This window comes from Acinetobacter halobius (assembly GCF_044130335.1).
Taxonomy (GTDB): Bacteria; Pseudomonadota; Gammaproteobacteria; order Pseudomonadales; family Moraxellaceae; genus Acinetobacter.
In genome coordinates this window covers 42,457-57,990 of record NZ_JBIQOD010000017.1, presented here as the reverse complement: position 1 = coordinate 57,990, position 15,534 = coordinate 42,457, and the positions used below count along the sequence as shown (strand labels likewise).

17 protein-coding genes are annotated in these 15,534 nt (G+C 40.0%); 2 read left to right on the top strand and 15 right to left on the bottom strand.

Annotation, left to right across the window (positions count from 1 at the left end):
- Positions 1 to 344: 344 nt before the first annotated feature.
- Together zapE and ACE01U_RS13740 are read right to left on the bottom strand one after the other, a co-directional pair.
- Positions 345 to 1,496, bottom strand: a complete 1,152-nt coding sequence (gene zapE / locus ACE01U_RS13745; RefSeq protein WP_086210121.1) for a cell division protein ZapE — start codon at positions 1,494 to 1,496, stop codon at positions 345 to 347.
- Positions 1,497 to 1,581: 85 nt separating this feature from the next.
- The gene (locus tag ACE01U_RS13740; protein ID WP_395579740.1) at positions 1,582 to 2,589 is read right to left on the bottom strand and encodes an AraC family transcriptional regulator; all 1,008 of its coding nucleotides are present in this window, start codon (positions 2,587 to 2,589) and stop codon (positions 1,582 to 1,584) included.
- A gap of 149 nt (positions 2,590 to 2,738) precedes the next feature.
- On the opposite strand from ACE01U_RS13740, the gene ACE01U_RS13735 reads away from it, so the two are divergent.
- Together ACE01U_RS13735 and ACE01U_RS13730 are read left to right on the top strand one after the other, a co-directional pair.
- A complete protein-coding gene (locus tag ACE01U_RS13735) occupies positions 2,739 to 4,250 on the top strand; it encodes a flavin-containing monooxygenase (RefSeq protein ID WP_395579739.1) in 1,512 nt (503 codons plus the stop codon).
- A gap of 45 nt (positions 4,251 to 4,295) precedes the next feature.
- Positions 4,296 to 5,204 (top strand): LysO family transporter, encoded by a 909-nt coding sequence (locus tag ACE01U_RS13730; protein WP_395579738.1) that lies wholly within the window; start codon positions 4,296 to 4,298, stop codon positions 5,202 to 5,204.
- Positions 5,205 to 5,558: 354 nt separating this feature from the next.
- On the opposite strand, the gene pyrF is transcribed toward ACE01U_RS13730, so the two are convergent.
- The 13 genes from pyrF to gspI all read right to left on the bottom strand — a co-directional run bounded on the left by pyrF (position 5,559) and on the right by gspI (position 15,531).
- On the bottom strand, positions 5,559 to 6,239 hold the full coding sequence (pyrF, locus tag ACE01U_RS13725) for an orotidine-5'-phosphate decarboxylase (RefSeq protein WP_086210126.1): 681 nt from the start codon (positions 6,237 to 6,239) through the stop codon (positions 5,559 to 5,561).
- 239 nt (positions 6,240 to 6,478) lie between these two features.
- Positions 6,479 to 6,844, bottom strand: coding sequence for a lipopolysaccharide assembly protein LapA domain-containing protein (locus ACE01U_RS13720; RefSeq protein ID WP_086210127.1), 366 nt, complete (start codon positions 6,842 to 6,844; stop codon positions 6,479 to 6,481).
- Positions 6,845 to 6,864: 20 nt separating this feature from the next.
- The gene (locus ACE01U_RS13715) at positions 6,865 to 7,167 is read right to left on the bottom strand and encodes an integration host factor subunit beta (protein ID WP_086210128.1); all 303 of its coding nucleotides are present in this window, start codon (positions 7,165 to 7,167) and stop codon (positions 6,865 to 6,867) included.
- A 161-nt stretch (positions 7,168 to 7,328) separates the two neighbouring features.
- Positions 7,329 to 9,005 carry a 30S ribosomal protein S1 gene (rpsA, locus tag ACE01U_RS13710; RefSeq protein WP_086210129.1) on the bottom strand — a complete coding sequence of 559 codons (1,677 nt, stop codon included), beginning with the start codon at positions 9,003 to 9,005 and terminating at the stop codon, positions 7,329 to 7,331.
- Between the two features lie 112 nt (positions 9,006 to 9,117).
- Entirely contained in the window at positions 9,118 to 9,801 is a 684-nt protein-coding gene (gene cmk, locus ACE01U_RS13705) for a (d)CMP kinase (RefSeq protein WP_086210130.1), read from the bottom strand.
- 17 nt (positions 9,802 to 9,818) lie between these two features.
- On the bottom strand, positions 9,819 to 10,250 hold the full coding sequence (locus tag ACE01U_RS13700; RefSeq protein ID WP_110973944.1) for an SRPBCC family protein: 432 nt from the start codon (positions 10,248 to 10,250) through the stop codon (positions 9,819 to 9,821).
- Positions 10,251 to 10,329: 79 nt separating this feature from the next.
- A complete protein-coding gene (gene tadA / locus ACE01U_RS13695; protein WP_086210132.1) occupies positions 10,330 to 10,827 on the bottom strand; it encodes a tRNA adenosine(34) deaminase TadA in 498 nt (165 codons plus the stop codon).
- Positions 10,828 to 10,831: 4 nt separating this feature from the next.
- Entirely contained in the window at positions 10,832 to 11,953 is a 1,122-nt protein-coding gene (locus ACE01U_RS13690; RefSeq protein ID WP_086210133.1) for an enoyl-CoA hydratase/isomerase family protein, read from the bottom strand.
- Positions 11,950 to 12,663 (bottom strand): uracil-DNA glycosylase, encoded by a 714-nt coding sequence (gene ung, locus ACE01U_RS13685; RefSeq protein WP_395579735.1) that lies wholly within the window; start codon positions 12,661 to 12,663, stop codon positions 11,950 to 11,952. The genes ACE01U_RS13690 and ung overlap by 4 nt, the downstream gene beginning before the upstream one ends.
- Before the next feature lie 41 nt (positions 12,664 to 12,704).
- Complete coding sequence (locus tag ACE01U_RS13680; RefSeq protein WP_086210135.1) at positions 12,705 to 13,301, bottom strand: 6-pyruvoyl trahydropterin synthase family protein; 597 nt, start codon at positions 13,299 to 13,301, stop codon at positions 12,705 to 12,707.
- Positions 13,302 to 13,423: 122 nt separating this feature from the next.
- Positions 13,424 to 14,374, bottom strand: coding sequence for a type II secretion system minor pseudopilin GspK (gspK, locus tag ACE01U_RS13675; RefSeq protein ID WP_151706391.1), 951 nt, complete (start codon positions 14,372 to 14,374; stop codon positions 13,424 to 13,426).
- Positions 14,375 to 14,452: 78 nt separating this feature from the next.
- The gene (gspJ, locus tag ACE01U_RS13670; protein ID WP_395579733.1) at positions 14,453 to 15,073 is read right to left on the bottom strand and encodes a type II secretion system minor pseudopilin GspJ; all 621 of its coding nucleotides are present in this window, start codon (positions 15,071 to 15,073) and stop codon (positions 14,453 to 14,455) included.
- Positions 15,070 to 15,531 (bottom strand): type II secretion system minor pseudopilin GspI, encoded by a 462-nt coding sequence (gene gspI, locus ACE01U_RS13665; protein ID WP_395579732.1) that lies wholly within the window; start codon positions 15,529 to 15,531, stop codon positions 15,070 to 15,072. Before gspI ends, gspJ begins: the two co-directional genes overlap by 4 nt.
- Positions 15,532 to 15,534: the final 3 nt, after the last annotated feature.

Here is a 15,534-nt window from a genome sequence, read left to right as displayed (position 1 = left end):
ACTTTTTATACAAGAGATTCTAGTATACCGATTTAAACTTGGCTGAATAGTAATATCACCGTGCGAAATAGTGATCATTTTTTATTTAATACCGTAAAAAAGCTACCAAATAATATACTGCTCAAAGCACAAGCACTATCAATTTACAAAATGCTCTTTAATAGTTTATTAAGTTTTTGAAATGTCGAAATTAGACTTAAGTGCAGTTTTGCTTATATTTCACACTTAAAACCAATATTCTCCCTGTTTTTCAACCCTGATTAAGCCATGTTTATAAAAAAAAGTCGATAAAATAAACAATGAAAATGCACATAAAAAAGGCATCCTTTCGGATGCTTTAACTTTTAGATTTCTTCTTGTTGTTTACTTGCTTCAGCTTGTATTTGTCGATGCGCTTCATTCAAGTAATCATCTGATTGCATTTCCAATAAACGTGAACGCGTGCGTTCAATTTCAAAGGCTAATTTATCACCAGAGTACAAATCAATAATCGTATCTTCTGAGGTTAAAATCAGTTTTACCCCACGGTCATAAAACTCATCGACCAAATAAATAAAACGACGTGTCCCTTCAGAAAGATAGTCCGTTAAGTGCGGCACATTGCTTACCAACACCGTATTATAAATATTTGCAATTTCAATAAAGTCAGCAGGACTCCGTGGTTTTAAACACAGCTCAGAATACTCACACCATAAGACATCTTCAGTATGTCCCACCGTTTCCACAATACGATTATTAATAATAATTGGTTCATCTGAAATGGTTTGGGTTTGTGTCAATGCGCTAAAACGCTGTGCAATCCAACGTTGGTGTTCATGTGTTAAAGGCGATTTAAAGAGTTGCGCCTGTTTTAAAACACGTAAACGGTAGTCCACGCCTGCATCTACATTTAAAATCACACACTGTTGTTTCACCATTTCAATGGTTGGAATGAAACGATCACGGTGAATGCCATTTTTATATAAACCATCTGGTGCAATGTTCGAGGTCGCCACCAAGGTAATGCCACGGGCAAAAAGCTTTTGGAACAAATCACTGAGAATCATGGCATCCGTCACATTCGAGACGAAGAACTCATCAAAACAAATAACCACCGCTTCTTTATAAATTTGATCAGCAACTGCATCTAAAGGATTACGCTGACCTGAAAGCTTGTTGAGCTCACGATGCACGTGTTGCATAAAATGATGAAAGTGCATACGCGTTTTACGGCGAAACGGAATTGAGTCATAAAACTGATCCATCAGCCATGTTTTACCGCGACCGACACCACCCCACATATATACACCACGTGGAGAGGTTTGACGGCGGAAACGACGGAATGCCTTTTTTGATGCCTTAAAACGTTGAATTAATTCATGCCAAACGCGATCCAACTCGTGTACGGCCTGTGCTTGCGCGTCATCGGGCATAAACTGTCCAGATGCTAAGGCTTGAGCATAACGCTCGGCAGGAGATAAAGGGCTGAATGCGGTAGGTGAATTAAAATCTGACATATCATTTAATACTATTTTTAGGCTATATCAATTATAGCGGAGTGGAAAAGTTAATCTATAACACTTTGGCATGATTATGCTTAGGCTATTTCCCATATTGTCGTGGACTATAACCAAACCAACGCTTAAACGCATGATTGAAAGCTGCTGGCTCTGAATAGCCCAATAACTCTGCAATCATTTCAATGGAATATTCCTGATATTCCATCAAATGTAGTGCACGATCTTTCATTAATTGCTCACGAATTTGTTTATAACTGCTATTTAACTGTTGCAACTGGTGCCTCAATGTTCGCTCTGGCAAGTTCAGCGCTTGTGCTGTTTCTGCCATAGTCGGTAGTAACCCCCGCTGCAACTCCAAATAATCTTGTACACGTTGAATCAAACTTGGCTGTTCAGCGGTTTCTTCCAAACGTTGCAATTCTGCCTGACATTTGCCCGCATACACGTTGAAGGTCATAGCATCTGCTGAAGGAATAGGTATATTAAGCATACGCTCATCAAACCAAAATTCAGCTTGCTGTGTACCAAAACTCACTTGCTGACCATAAACCTGCCGATAGAGCGCAAGCTTCTTCGCATCTTCAGGTCGTGCAACAGGTAAAGTCATCCGAATCTCAGGTATCTCTAACCCAATCATCTTATAAATATCTTGTAGGAACTTATAGGTTCCCGCGATTTCAGAATGTGCTCGCAACTGTCCTAATGGTGTTTGCAAGTCACGTGGTAAATAACACAGTGCCACTTGCTCATTTTGTTTTTTCAAACCTAATAAGCCACTTAAATGCGTCAAACTCTGATAGCGGATACCCTGTTCCAATGCTGTGTGTGTCGTCGGACTGGTCATCAATAACATGAGTAAAGGACCGTAACCTGCCAGAGCGTAATGCTGACCGATGAACAAGCCCTGCTCAGGCTCAATACCTTCTGCAATGATTTTCAAAATATCCCACTCTAGAGCAGGATGGATGATCGCATTCGGATCAAGCGACTCTACACGCAAACCAATGCTTTGTAACTTTTGATCGACTGCGACTCCTGCTTTACGCATTCCTTGAATCAAATACATCAAGCCAAGTACAGAACGTTTCATAATCAATTAAAAGCAAAATATTGGGCTATGTTTTACTACAACCATCCAGCACTCAACAATTGCCGAATCTATCAATTTTAATGTCAGCTCTATCATAGATCTTGTTAAGCATTGCTCTACAATCAATCAAAACAAAAAAGGAAATTCTTATGCAGGCAGCAAATTCAAGCTTAAACACTCCTCATGCACGGATCGCTATTATTGGCGCAGGTTTTGGTGGCTTAGCTATGGCGATTCGCCTGTTAGAAAGTAATATTCAAGACTTTATCATTTTAGAAAAAGCCAGTGAAATAGGCGGAACTTGGCGTGAGAACCAATATCCAGGCGCTGCTTGCGATGTGCAGTCTCACTTATATTCTCTGTCTTTTTCACCCAAGACTGATTGGTCTAAACGTTATGCTGAAGCACCTGAAATTTATCAATACATGCAAACACTGACTACTCAACATCAATTGCAGTCTTATATCCGTTTTAATACCGAAGTCAGCTCAGCCCGTTACTTAGAAAATAAATGCATCTGGGAGTTGAAACTCAGTCAAACAGAAATACTGACTGCTCAATTTGTGATTTTTGCCTCCGGTCCATTGCATGTACCACAAATCCCGTATATTGCAGGCATTGAGAAATTTACAGGCAAAGTTTTCCATTCATCACAGTGGGATCATAATTACGACCTTAACAATAAAAATGTTGCTTCCATTGGCACAGGCGGCAGTGCGATTCAATATATTCCTGAAATTGCAGAAAAAGTGAAGCAACTTTACGTACTACAAAGGACAGCTGCATGGGTTATTCCTCGGGATGAACGTCGTTATTTACCCATTGAAAAAAGACTGTTTAATCGATTTGATTGGTTTCGAAAAATTCATCGTGCCCGACTCTATTGGACAAATGAATCTCGTGTAGTTCCCATTATGAAACCACAGGTCATGAAATATGCACAAAAACTAGCAGAAACGTATATTCGCCATCAAGTCAAAGACCCTGCAACCGCAGATAAGTTGATTCCCAACTATATTATGGGTTGTAAACGCATTCTGGTCTCCAACAAATATTATCCAAGCTTTAACCGCAAAAATGTTGAATTGATTACCGATGATATTTTGGAGTTAACTGAGGACAGTATCATCACCCAAGATGGGAAAAAGCGTGCAATTGACTGCCTCATCTATGGCACAGGTTTTGTGACCAACCCTCGTATTTACCTCAAATCTTTTAGCTGTACTGGACTAAATCATGTCGAGCTGACAGAGGCATGGAAAAATGGCGCCGAAAGTTACTATGGGATTAGCACCAAAGGCTTCCCTAACTTATTCCAGCTTTTAGGACCCAATACGGTCTTAGGTCATAACTCGGTTATTTTTATGATTGAGTCACAAGTGAATTACATTTTACAGCTCATTGAGATGACACAAAAAACCCAATCTCAAGCAATCGTTGTGAAAGCAGATACTCAAGATCAGTTTAATCAACATCTACAAAGTCAATTTACCAATACCATTTGGCAATCTGGCTGTGTAAGTTGGTATCAACAAGAGGACGGGAAAAATTTCTCTTTATGGCCTACCTATACCTGGAAATATTGGCTGAAAACACGAAAGGTTAATCCTGCAGACTATCGTTTTTTAAATTCCAAGCAAGATAGTCAAGCAATCAATTAAGATCGCGGTCATAATAAGTCAGTATTTTTTCACACCTTATTTGACATGCAATCTTTTTGGTTGATTTTCCAGCTTTTGGTTTGTTTAGCACTTGGATTTGTTTTGGCGCGTCGTTTACCCAAACGGCTTGAACGACTTGCGTTTCAAATCCTGCCTTATTTTACCTATATTCTCTTAATTGCAATTGCGGTTGAATTCTCAACCACATTACATAGCATTGCCCAACCTTTGCAGATACTTAATCATGCGGCTCTTTTAGCAGTTATGACCAGCCTCGGGGCTTTTGTTTGTTGCTATATCTTATTCAAACTTTTAGGTTATCAACCAAGTCATGGCAAAGTGTCCATGAGTCTAGTGACTAAGTCTTTAATCAATATCAGTTATGCATTTATTGCATTAGGATTGGGTTATGCTTTGGCAGAGCTATCATCAAGTTTCGGCTATACCCTTCATATCAGCACATGGAACTTACTCTTGGTTTTCATGTTCCTCATTGGGCTTGATTTGGCCTATTCACCACTCGATCGCTCATGGTTAAATTGGCAAATACTGCTCGTGCCACTTGGTTGTATCCTTGGTTCATTAATTGGTGCATTTGTGACTGCTTATTTTGTACCTGATTTGCAATTAAAAGATCTAATTATGCTGTCACAAGGCTATGGTTTCTACTCGATGACGGGGATTGTAGTCACGGAATTAAAAAATGCACATTTGGGTAGTATTGCCCTCATGAACGACCTGTTTAGAGAAATCTTTGCAATTGTGTTCATGTACATTATTGGCTGGCGATATCCACGCTCTGCCATATCCTCCGCAGGAGCTACTGCCATGGATGTTACCCTACCTATGGTCAAACAAGCATGTGGAAATGATTTTATCCCTCATGCCATGGTAAGCGGTTTTATCTTGTCTGTGCTGGCGCCTATTGTTGTCAGTGTCTTGGCAGCAGTATAAGTCATCTCACGATCATCACGCCTCTTCACATGAGGTGTGATACTGCACTCAACATTTCTCTTTTCATCTTTTAAAATAAACTGACTCAGCTTATATCAATTTTTTTCACCAGATCACCCACCGCCTCAACCATTGTTGCACCTAATTGATAGCTGAACAACAGCTATGGCTGATACCCAAGCAGATGAATTCGTGGAGTCTTCATCTTGTTCTTTTAAATCCGGCTTCATTTACAGTCGCACTGCGTAATTCAGTATTTTGCTTTGGTATAGTCAGCTTAAGCTCAAATGATTCTTTTAAAAAAGAATGTATAAAAAAAGCCTTTCAAATGAAAGGCTTTTTAGAGTTTTATATTTAGAGCGTTGCTAGAATGTCTTTAAGCGTTTGACATGGGTTAGCAGACTGCGTAATTGGACGACCAATGACTAAATGAGTTGCGCCATCTAGCATGGCTTGCTTTGGCGTTACAATACGTTTTTGGTCATCTGCACTCGAACCTTCAGGGCGAATACCTGGAGTTACCAATGCGAACTCTGAACCAAGCGTTTCACGTAACATTTTTGCTTCTTGTGCTGAACACACTACGCCATCTAAACCACTGTCTTTGGTCAATTTTGCTAAACGTTTGACTTGTTCAAAGGGTTCAATATCGAGGCCGATATCGGCTAAATCTTCACGACCCATCGAAGTCAGGACCGTTACTGCAATGAGCTGGGTATTATAATTTCCCGCTTTTAAACGTTCGACACAAGTTTCCATCATTTTTCGGCCGCCTGAAGCATGGACATTCACCATCCAAACGCCCATTTCTGCCGCAGCACACACCGCTTGCGCAGTGGTATTTGGAATATCATGAAATTTTAAATCTAAGAACACTTCAAAGCCTTCACGATGTAAAGCTTTAACGATAGATGAGCCTTCATGGGTAAATAATTCTTTACCAACTTTCACACGGCATAATTGAGGGTCTAATTGCCCAGCAATCGTCATTGCGTCATAATGACTTTTTGCATCTAAGGCAACGATAATACTCATAAGGAGACCCTTCAAACTGACAAAATTATGGCATTATACGGATTAAGCCTAAAACGACCAAGACTATTTTTTCTAAAAACTATTCAAAATTCAAACCAAGCTCTTTATTTATATAATTTTATATCATTATCAATAGATTAATGCACAATAAAAAACGCCTTTGGCCATATATCCAAAGGCGTTTAAATCAAACTAGCTTCAATATTTGGTAAAACAAAAACCCTACTTCATATTGTGGCTCAAAGCGGTGTAGATGGACGATCATTCGGATTGATATCTAACACCGTTTTTTCATGTCTTGTATGTGCTGCAGCTTCAGCAGCAGCCAACTGCGCCGCATGAATTTGTTCTTTACGGAGGTGATCAATATCTTTACGTAATCGCTTAATTTCCCAACTTTTCTGGAATACACGAAATACCTGAACACCAATCAACAAACCCAAAACAATCCCTAGAGCCATTGTTAACAATAACAACAAACCTAGACGCATTGCTGGAACCTGTATAAACAACAGATCAACAGTAAGCTCAGTTCCGTTTTGCAGTACTAAAGCTAAACAATAGCCAAACAGTACAATTAATAATGCGAATAATACGTAACGCATAAACACCCCGATAAATTTTATTAGTCTGCAGAATCGTTTACTGCATCACGTAATGCTTTACCTGGTTTAAAATGTGGAACAGCTTTAGCAGCCACCTCTACCGACTTACCTGTTTTAGGGTTACGACCTACACGAGGCTCACGATGGTGAAGTGCAAAACTCCCAAAACCACGAATTTCAATACGGCTATCAGAAGATAGTGATGCAATCATTTGATCAATCATAATCTTAACAGCTTCTTCCACTAGTGGCTCTGCTAAGTGTGGATTTTTTAGAGAAATACGCTCTATTAAGTCAGACTTATTAAGTGCTTCCGTAGTCATCTGCGACCTCTTTAATTATCAAGCTACCATGTAGATAGAATGATAATAACCTGTTTAAATACAAAACGGTAGCGTAATAAGTGAATACTACGCTACCGTTTATTGTATTTGTGTAAAAAGTATTAGTTAACTTACATTAACAATACAATTTAAACATCTACTTAGTTGCCCATTTGAGCTTTGATCAAATCACCAATAGTCTTAGGACCATTGTCTTGACCGTTAGCTGCTGTCTTCAAGTTAGCAACTGCTTCTTTCTCTTCAGCTTCGTCTTTCGCTTTGATAGACAAGTTGATAGAGCGAGATTTACGATCTACGTTGATGATTTTAGCTTCAACTTCTTGACCAACTTCAAGGAACTTAGTTGCATCTTCAACGCGGTCGCGATTGATTTCAGATGCTTTAAGAGTCGCTTCAACTTCGTCAGCTAACTTAACAGTTGCGCCACGAGCGTCAACAGCAGTTACAGTACCTTTAACAAGCGCACCGCGTTCGTTAGCAGCTAAGAAATCGTTGAACGGATCGCTGTTCATTTGTTTGATACCAAGGCTGATACGGTTGCCTTCAGCATCTACAGAAAGGATAACCGCTTCAACAGTATCACCTTTCTTGTAACGACGAATCGCTTCTTCACCTTGTTCGTTCCAAGAAATATCAGACAAGTGAACTAGACCATCAATACCGCCTGGTAAACCGATGAAGATACCGAAGTCAGTGATTGACTTGATAGTACCTGAAACCTTTTCACCTTTGTCGTGGTTCTTAGCAAACTCTTCCCATGGGTTAGCACGAGTTTGTTTGATACCAAGAGAAATACGACGACGTTCTTCGTCAACTTCAAGAACCATAACATCAACTTCATCACCAATCTGAACAACTTTAGATGGGTGGATGTTTTTGTTTGTGTGGTCCATTTCAGAAACGTGTACTAAACCTTCAACGCCTTCAGCGATTTCTGCAAAACAGCCGTAGTCAGTTAAGTTAGTTACGCGAGCTTTAACGATAGAACCTTTAGGATAACGGCTCATGATCGCCAACCATGGATCTTCGCCTAATTGCTTAAGACCTAAAGATACGCGGTTACGTTCTTTGTCAAATTTAAGTACTTTAACAGTAACTTCTTGACCAACTTCAACCACTTCTGATGGATGCTTGATACGTTTCCAAGCCATGTCAGTGATGTGAAGAAGACCATCAATACCGCCAAGGTCAACGAATGCGCCGTAGTCAGTAAGATTTTTGATAGTACCAGTAACTGTTTGACCTTCTTCAAGCTGAGCAAGAAGAGCTTCACGGTCAGCTGAAGATTCAGCTTCCATAACAGCACGACGAGATACAACAACGTTATTACGTTTAGCATCAAGTTTGATTACTTTAAATTCTAACTCTTTACCTTCTAAGTGAGTAGTATCACGAATAGGACGAGTATCAACTAAAGAACCTGGAAGGAACGCACGAACTGGACCGATGTCAACAGTGAAACCGCCTTTAACTTTACCAGAGATAACACCAGTAACGATTTCGCCGTCTTCAAAGATTTTTTCAAGTTTAGTCCAAGTTTCAGCACGTTTCGCTTTTTCACGTGATAAAACTGTTTGACCCATGCCATTGTCAAGAGCTTCAACAACAACATCAACAGTGTCGCCAACTTGAACTTCAAGTTCGCGTTGTTCATTTAAGAATTCAGCGCGGTCAACAATACCTTCTGATTTAAGGCCAGTGTCAACTGTTACCCAGTCAGAATCGATGTTTACTACAACGCCTTGGATGACAGCACCCTTTTCAACGTTGAGGTTTAATTCGCTTTCTTCAAAGAGGGCTGCAAAAGATTCGGTCATGATATACCTGATAAAGTCAGCGGTCTTGGATCAGACAAGGCCGGTTTAGTTAAGCGTCTACATAGTCCATATTGAACTGATCAAGCTATGCTTCTGCTGAATATAAAATTCGTTAATTTGCTAATTGCTTATCTATATAAGCCGTCATGAGCTGAAACACCTCATCAATGTTCAATTCAGAACTATCAATGAGATAAGCATCAGCCGCTGGTTTGAGTGGAGCAACTTCTCGCTCCATGTCACGTTTATCACGCGCCTCAATATTAGCTAAAATATCGTTTATTTTAGCATCCAGCCCCATACCCTGCAACTGCTTTACTCTTCGTTCAGCACGAGATTGGGCTGAAGCAGTTAAATAAATCTTCGCTTGTGCTTCAGGAAAGATAGATGTAGCCATGTCTCGGCCGTCTGCAACCAAACCAGGGGGCTGCGCAAAAGCATGCTGGCGATCAACCAGTGCAGCTCTAAGTTCAGGAATCGTTGCAACTTTTGATGCAAACTCACCAACTCGCTCAGTGCGAATGGTTTGACTAACATCCTCACCCTTAAGCAAGACTTGTGTGCCTTGCGCAGTGCTTAAAAATTGTATGTCTAAATGTGTAGCAATTTCCACACATTGTGCCAACTCTGTCGCCACAACATCTAACAAATCATGCTGATGTAAGGACAATCCCAACAGACGATAAAGTGCACCTGAATCGAGCAAATGAAACTGATAATGCGCTGCTATTTTTGCAGCGAGCGTGCCTTTGCCCGAACCACTTGGACCATCAATCGTAATAATTTGAACTGTCATTGCTTACCCAAAGTTTGTTATACAGATTTAGCGAGTTTTGAAAAACCTAGTTTAATCGCAGATTTAAGCTGTGCAAGGATTAATTTACTGACAAAAGGTGCACGTGCCTGTAATTCAATCGTATAGGTCACTAAAGTTTTATTTGGATCAATTGCTTCGAACTCAATAATCCCGAGATGATGCTTGATAAGTGGATTTTTAATAATTTTATATTCAATCCGCTCATTCACTTTCATTAGTGTGATTTGTTCTTGTAAAGGCTTAATAGGACCGAAGCCCATACGACGAACAGAACCTAGACCATCAGGGCGTTCTGGATCTGCCGAGTCTTTTACCCGAACCACTTGGACTGGTGCAAATGCAACGTTATAAGTGGAGTGTTTAGACAGTAAATCAAACACCTGCTCTAAAGGCGCACTAAACTCTTTCTTAATCTGAATATGATTCATGGTCGATTCCAATATATTATTTGACAATTTTAATTGTCATTTTATTTTACATGAAATGAGCATTATACAAACATCTCTGTCACTTTTCTTGTAAACGAGATAGTCGTTTTTGCTCGCGACGCATTTTAAAAAATTGACTAAGTTGCAACGAGCATTGCTCATGCAAGCAACCTGCTTCAAACAAAAACTGATGATTATAATACCCTGTTTCAAATAGTTTACGGGCACTGATTAAAGAGCCTGCTTTGGGTTCAGTTGCTCCAAAAACCACTTTTGCAACACGTGCATGCACTAAAGCGCCCACACACATGGTGCATGGCTCAAGCGTCACATATATGACCGCATCATCAGGTAAACGATAATTTTGTATATTTTGACAAGCATCTCGAAGAGCTTGAACTTCTGCATGTGCGGTAGGGTCATTCAATGAAATAGGGGCATTAAAGCCTGAACCAATAACCTTATTCTGGCTCACGATGACCGCCCCAACAGGAACTTCTCCTTTTGAAGCGGCAACTGCAGCTTGCTCTAAAGCAAGCTGCATCCATTCACTGTCCGTTTTTAAAACATCTGTCATAAAGTCAAATTAGATCGTAATGCTTAAGAAGTTCGTTCCAACTTGCGATAGTTGTCGTTGGCGGGTTTCCAGCAAAAATACCTTTTAAGCTATTATTAACCCCTTGTTTCCATGCTGGTGACAAATCTTTATCCACTAAGCGCGCACGTACACCCTCAACGAAATCTGCATGGCGAATTTTCCAGTCAGAAATTTGTGTCTCAAGCTCAAAAACTTCATTCCATGAATGAACTTGCTTGCCCCACTGCCATAACAGCCATGTTAATGCTGCAGTTGTAGGTGAACCTTTTTGCAAGTTCTCACTGGCTTGACGAAGCCAATCGCTACGCGCATCACTTAAACCAACAATAGCATCATAATCATGCTCGAAGTTCACACCACGACATACACTATGAATCACATCCAACGAGTTTTGTAGTGGGCCTGGACCTACTGGGCGGTGCATACTATTTAAGGTATCATCAATCGCTCTAAAGTCACCTGCTGGATAATGGCTCCAATCAATATTGATCAACTTTTCAAGCACGGTACTACGTTGCGTATCACAAATATGGGTGGCCCAGCCTATACCATATGCGCCAGCTGCCGTCATAATTGAACCCGTTAAGCCAGTAAACAAGCCAATAGCACCACGATCTGCCAAGAAGCGCGTTGCGCCAACATCTGGATACAAACCGATATTAATCTCAGGCATCGCCAAACGTGAATGCGGTGTGACCAAACGGAATGGCGCAGCCATAAACAGACCTAAACCACCACCCATCACATAACCTTCGCCCCACACCAATACTGGTTTTGCATAATTATGCAATAGTAGGTCCAGTGCATATTCTTGTTCAAAGAATTTATTTGCTGTCGCTACTTCGTCATTAATCACCAATTGACGCAGCTTACGCACATCACCACCCGCACAGAATGCTTTTGGTGTCGTAGAATCTAACCAAATGGCTTTAACAGCATCATCATTATGAAAGTCTTGAAATACTTCAAATAGAGCAGAAACGATCGTTTCATCCAAAGCATGAAGTGATTTTGGTCGATTCAGACGAACAATGCGCCAACCATTTTTTGCTTCTTCTACAATCAAATCTGGATGGTAGTTTTTAGAAACGGGAGAATATGTCATGCGTCCAGCTGCCAGTCTATAGGCTCAATGCCATGTTGTTTAAGATAATTATTGGATTTTGAAAAAACTTTACAACCGAAGAATCCACCACGGTTTGCTGCCAAAGGTGACGGATGTGCCGCCTTTAACACCAAATGTTTTTCTTGATCAATCCGTTGTCCTTTCCGCTGCGCATATGCTCCCCAAAGAATAAAAACAATATGCTCTCGCTGTTCATTTAACACATCAATCACATGATCAGTAAAGTCTTCCCAACCTTGTTTTTGATGTGATGTCGGTTGACCAGCTTCAACGGTTAATACACTATTCAACAGCAAAACACCTTGCTGCGCCCAACGAGTTAAATCCCCATGTTTAGGTATTTCAATACCTAAATCTTTATTTAACTCATGGAAAATATTACGTAAAGATGGCGGTAAAGCAAGCCCTCTTTGTACGGAAAAACTGAGTCCATGCGCCTGATCGGGTCCATGATATGGGTCTTGTCCTAGAATCACTACTTTTACACTTGACAATGGTGTTGTATTAAATGCATTAAAAATCAGTGCATTTGGCGGATAAATCACTTTATTCGCCTTGATTTCTGTAACAAGAAATTGCTTTAACGCATCCATTTTTGGACTCAGTAAAAAATCACTTAATCCATATTTCCAACTGGCATCCAGCTGAATTTTATCAAGCTTGGTTTGCTGTTGTTCTGTTAAAGACATACTTGCGCCTTATTCCTTGACTTTACATTCTGTGACAAATTTCACAATTTGACTTGCAATTCTACATTCGGATTATGAAATTTGATACCTTCTTTTAACCTGCTATACATTTCAGTATCATTCCATTCTGCTTGAATTTGCTCTGAAAATTCTATTTCATTAAGAGCTAAAAGTCCCATCTGCTCATTTTCAATATCTTCAATAAAGCTTTGCGCATAACCCGTATCTGTTTCATGCACAATCACAGAATACACTTCCACGTCACCCTCACCGTTTTGAGTTACAGTCGAAGCAAGTACTTGTTGGGCAAGGTAAAAGAAGATACGCGAAAATTGCTCAGCGGATGGTGAAACTGGTAAAGATACCCAACGCGCACTAAATGTTTTACAGGCTTGAATATATTCAGGATCGTCGTTTTGCCAAAAACAAATTGCATGATCAAAAGAATCATAAAGATCTTTAATCACACCTTTGAGCAAACCAAAGTCATAGACCATTTGACCATGATCCAATTTAGAGGCTTTGAGAAGTAATTCTACTTTGTAGCTATGACCATGAATCGAACGCTTACAACGATCCGAAGTACAATTACGTACAATATGGGCATTTTCAAACTTAAATAACTTACGAATTAACATATGTCGTAATGCAATCAAACTTTCTGAGGATTAACTTTAATTATAAAGCAAAAGTTAATAGATGCTCATTTATTTTATTGTTGAAGTCGATTGACAAATCATATCAACCTGCCCAACGACGTTTAAAACGGTGCCATACTTCGATATGCCACATAAACAGTTTGTTCTTTTCGCACCAAATCACTACTAAATTGACGTTTACGCTCATTGAGCATCACGTCTATTCTTACTTTAAAATAATTGGATTGAACACCCAGAAAATCATTAACCGCAGCCCGCTGCTCTTCTTCAATCTGATTAAACGGATCAATTTCCCACAGCTCACTGACATTAGAAAAATGTTTAAGACTGGCCTGTTGTTGTTTTTGCATGTTTTGAATAGCTGATATATCCAGTTTCGGGTCAATACTTGCCAATACCAACGCAGGTGCTGTATTTATATTCACCTTTAAGGCATTGCTCGATAATGCACTGACATAAGGTGCGATAAGTTGATAATTACGACCTTCAAAACCACGAACCAACTTCAACTGCTCGATATTATAAAAAGGTCGATTTGCTGGTAAATAACCTTGAGCTAAACTTTGATAATAAGTCGATTCTGCGCCCATCGACCCACCGACTTCGTCATTTTCATCTTGCCAGTCAATGACTGCTTCTGAAAGTTGTGCAGGCAATCCAACACGCTCTAACAATTTTTCAAACCAGAGTTTTGCAGCTTCATTGACTGTTCCATCTGATTTAAGCAGCCCATTTAAATTAAATTTACCCGACTGATCTTCCAAACGCCCTGAAACAAAACCATCCTCGACTGGAAAAGCAGGCATAGGCTTTGCCCACGTTTCTTGTAGATGATCAACATCCGCAGCATTCTGTGCATCATCCACCAACAATTCAGCAAAAAAAGCTTCAGCACTTTTTGCATATAACAAGGCTTGGTTTTGTCTCATTAGATAAGCAGTACTCTCAGCCGTATTGCGCTGATGTTTCGCAATAGTCGCAGCGAGGATAGTTGCTAAAGCCACCATCACCAAAATCGTAATCAATGCAATACCACGCTGAAACCGCATCAAAAGGTGCCCCTATTCGCAACGAATATATTTAAAAACAAATGGTTTGGTATAAAGCCCGCGTGTTTCATGTCCTACAACTTAATCTTTTTGTTTTAAAAAGTCGGTATTTAACAAACTAAATATCCATTCATAACGCTCATCATTGACTGTGAGGTTTATTTTTAAACCTCGAGGCAACAGCTTGGCCTGTGCTAGATCATGATCATTTAATGTTGCTTCAGGCCACTGTGCTAATTCATTTGGATTGAGCACCATCACTTGAAATTGATCGACCGACTCCATTAAGACACTGGTTTCAGGTTGGTCATGACCTATTTGATTTAAGTTTTTATATTTATAACGATACAGTTTTTTTTCATCTGCTTTGTAAACATATTCAACCCGTTCTTCAGGTGGTATACCTTGCATTAAAGGATCTGTCACACCCGTTTTACTAAAACTAAGCTGCCCATCTTGCAGTACCAAAGCAGGCTGAATTTGATCAGCCACATTGGCTGTAATTGGAACAATTTGTACCGAGTCACGTAGCAATTGCTGATAAGCTTCTTGCAACTGCCCTAAACGTTGCTCATGTTGCGTATTTCGATCTTTGATCTTGATTAGATAATCAAACACTTTCCAGCCCAAAGCGGACAATACAGCAAAAATTGCAATCGCCACCAATAACTCAACCAAAGTGAAGCCTGAGCGTTGTTTCATGGCTGGCTTCCATCACGATGGTTAAAAAAGACCAAGCTCGTAACACCTGAATCCACTTTTCCAGTTTCAGTATTCACCAAGCTCACATGAACATTGACGCGTTGGACATTGGCACTAATCGTTGCCTGAGCCGATTTATCAATTTGCCAAGTTTCTCCTTGCTGAGTGATTTGTTTAGAGGCTGTACCTTGTAACCAATCACGATTGATTTCCATCATGGAAATTTCATTCAAAGCAACAAATTGAGCTTTGGTTCGTAAAATTGCATGTGCAGTAGACTGGGTATATTGCATACCTACTTTGGTTAAAGCGACCGCTGCGGTAGCAAAAATAGCCAGAGCAACCATCACCTCCAACAATGTAAATCCTGAGAAGTGGTTAATTCGAGCAAGATTCGATCTAAGGGGCACTGCCTCGCAAGAAAGACTCAAAGCTATGTTTGAGGGACGAGGAGTCATGAA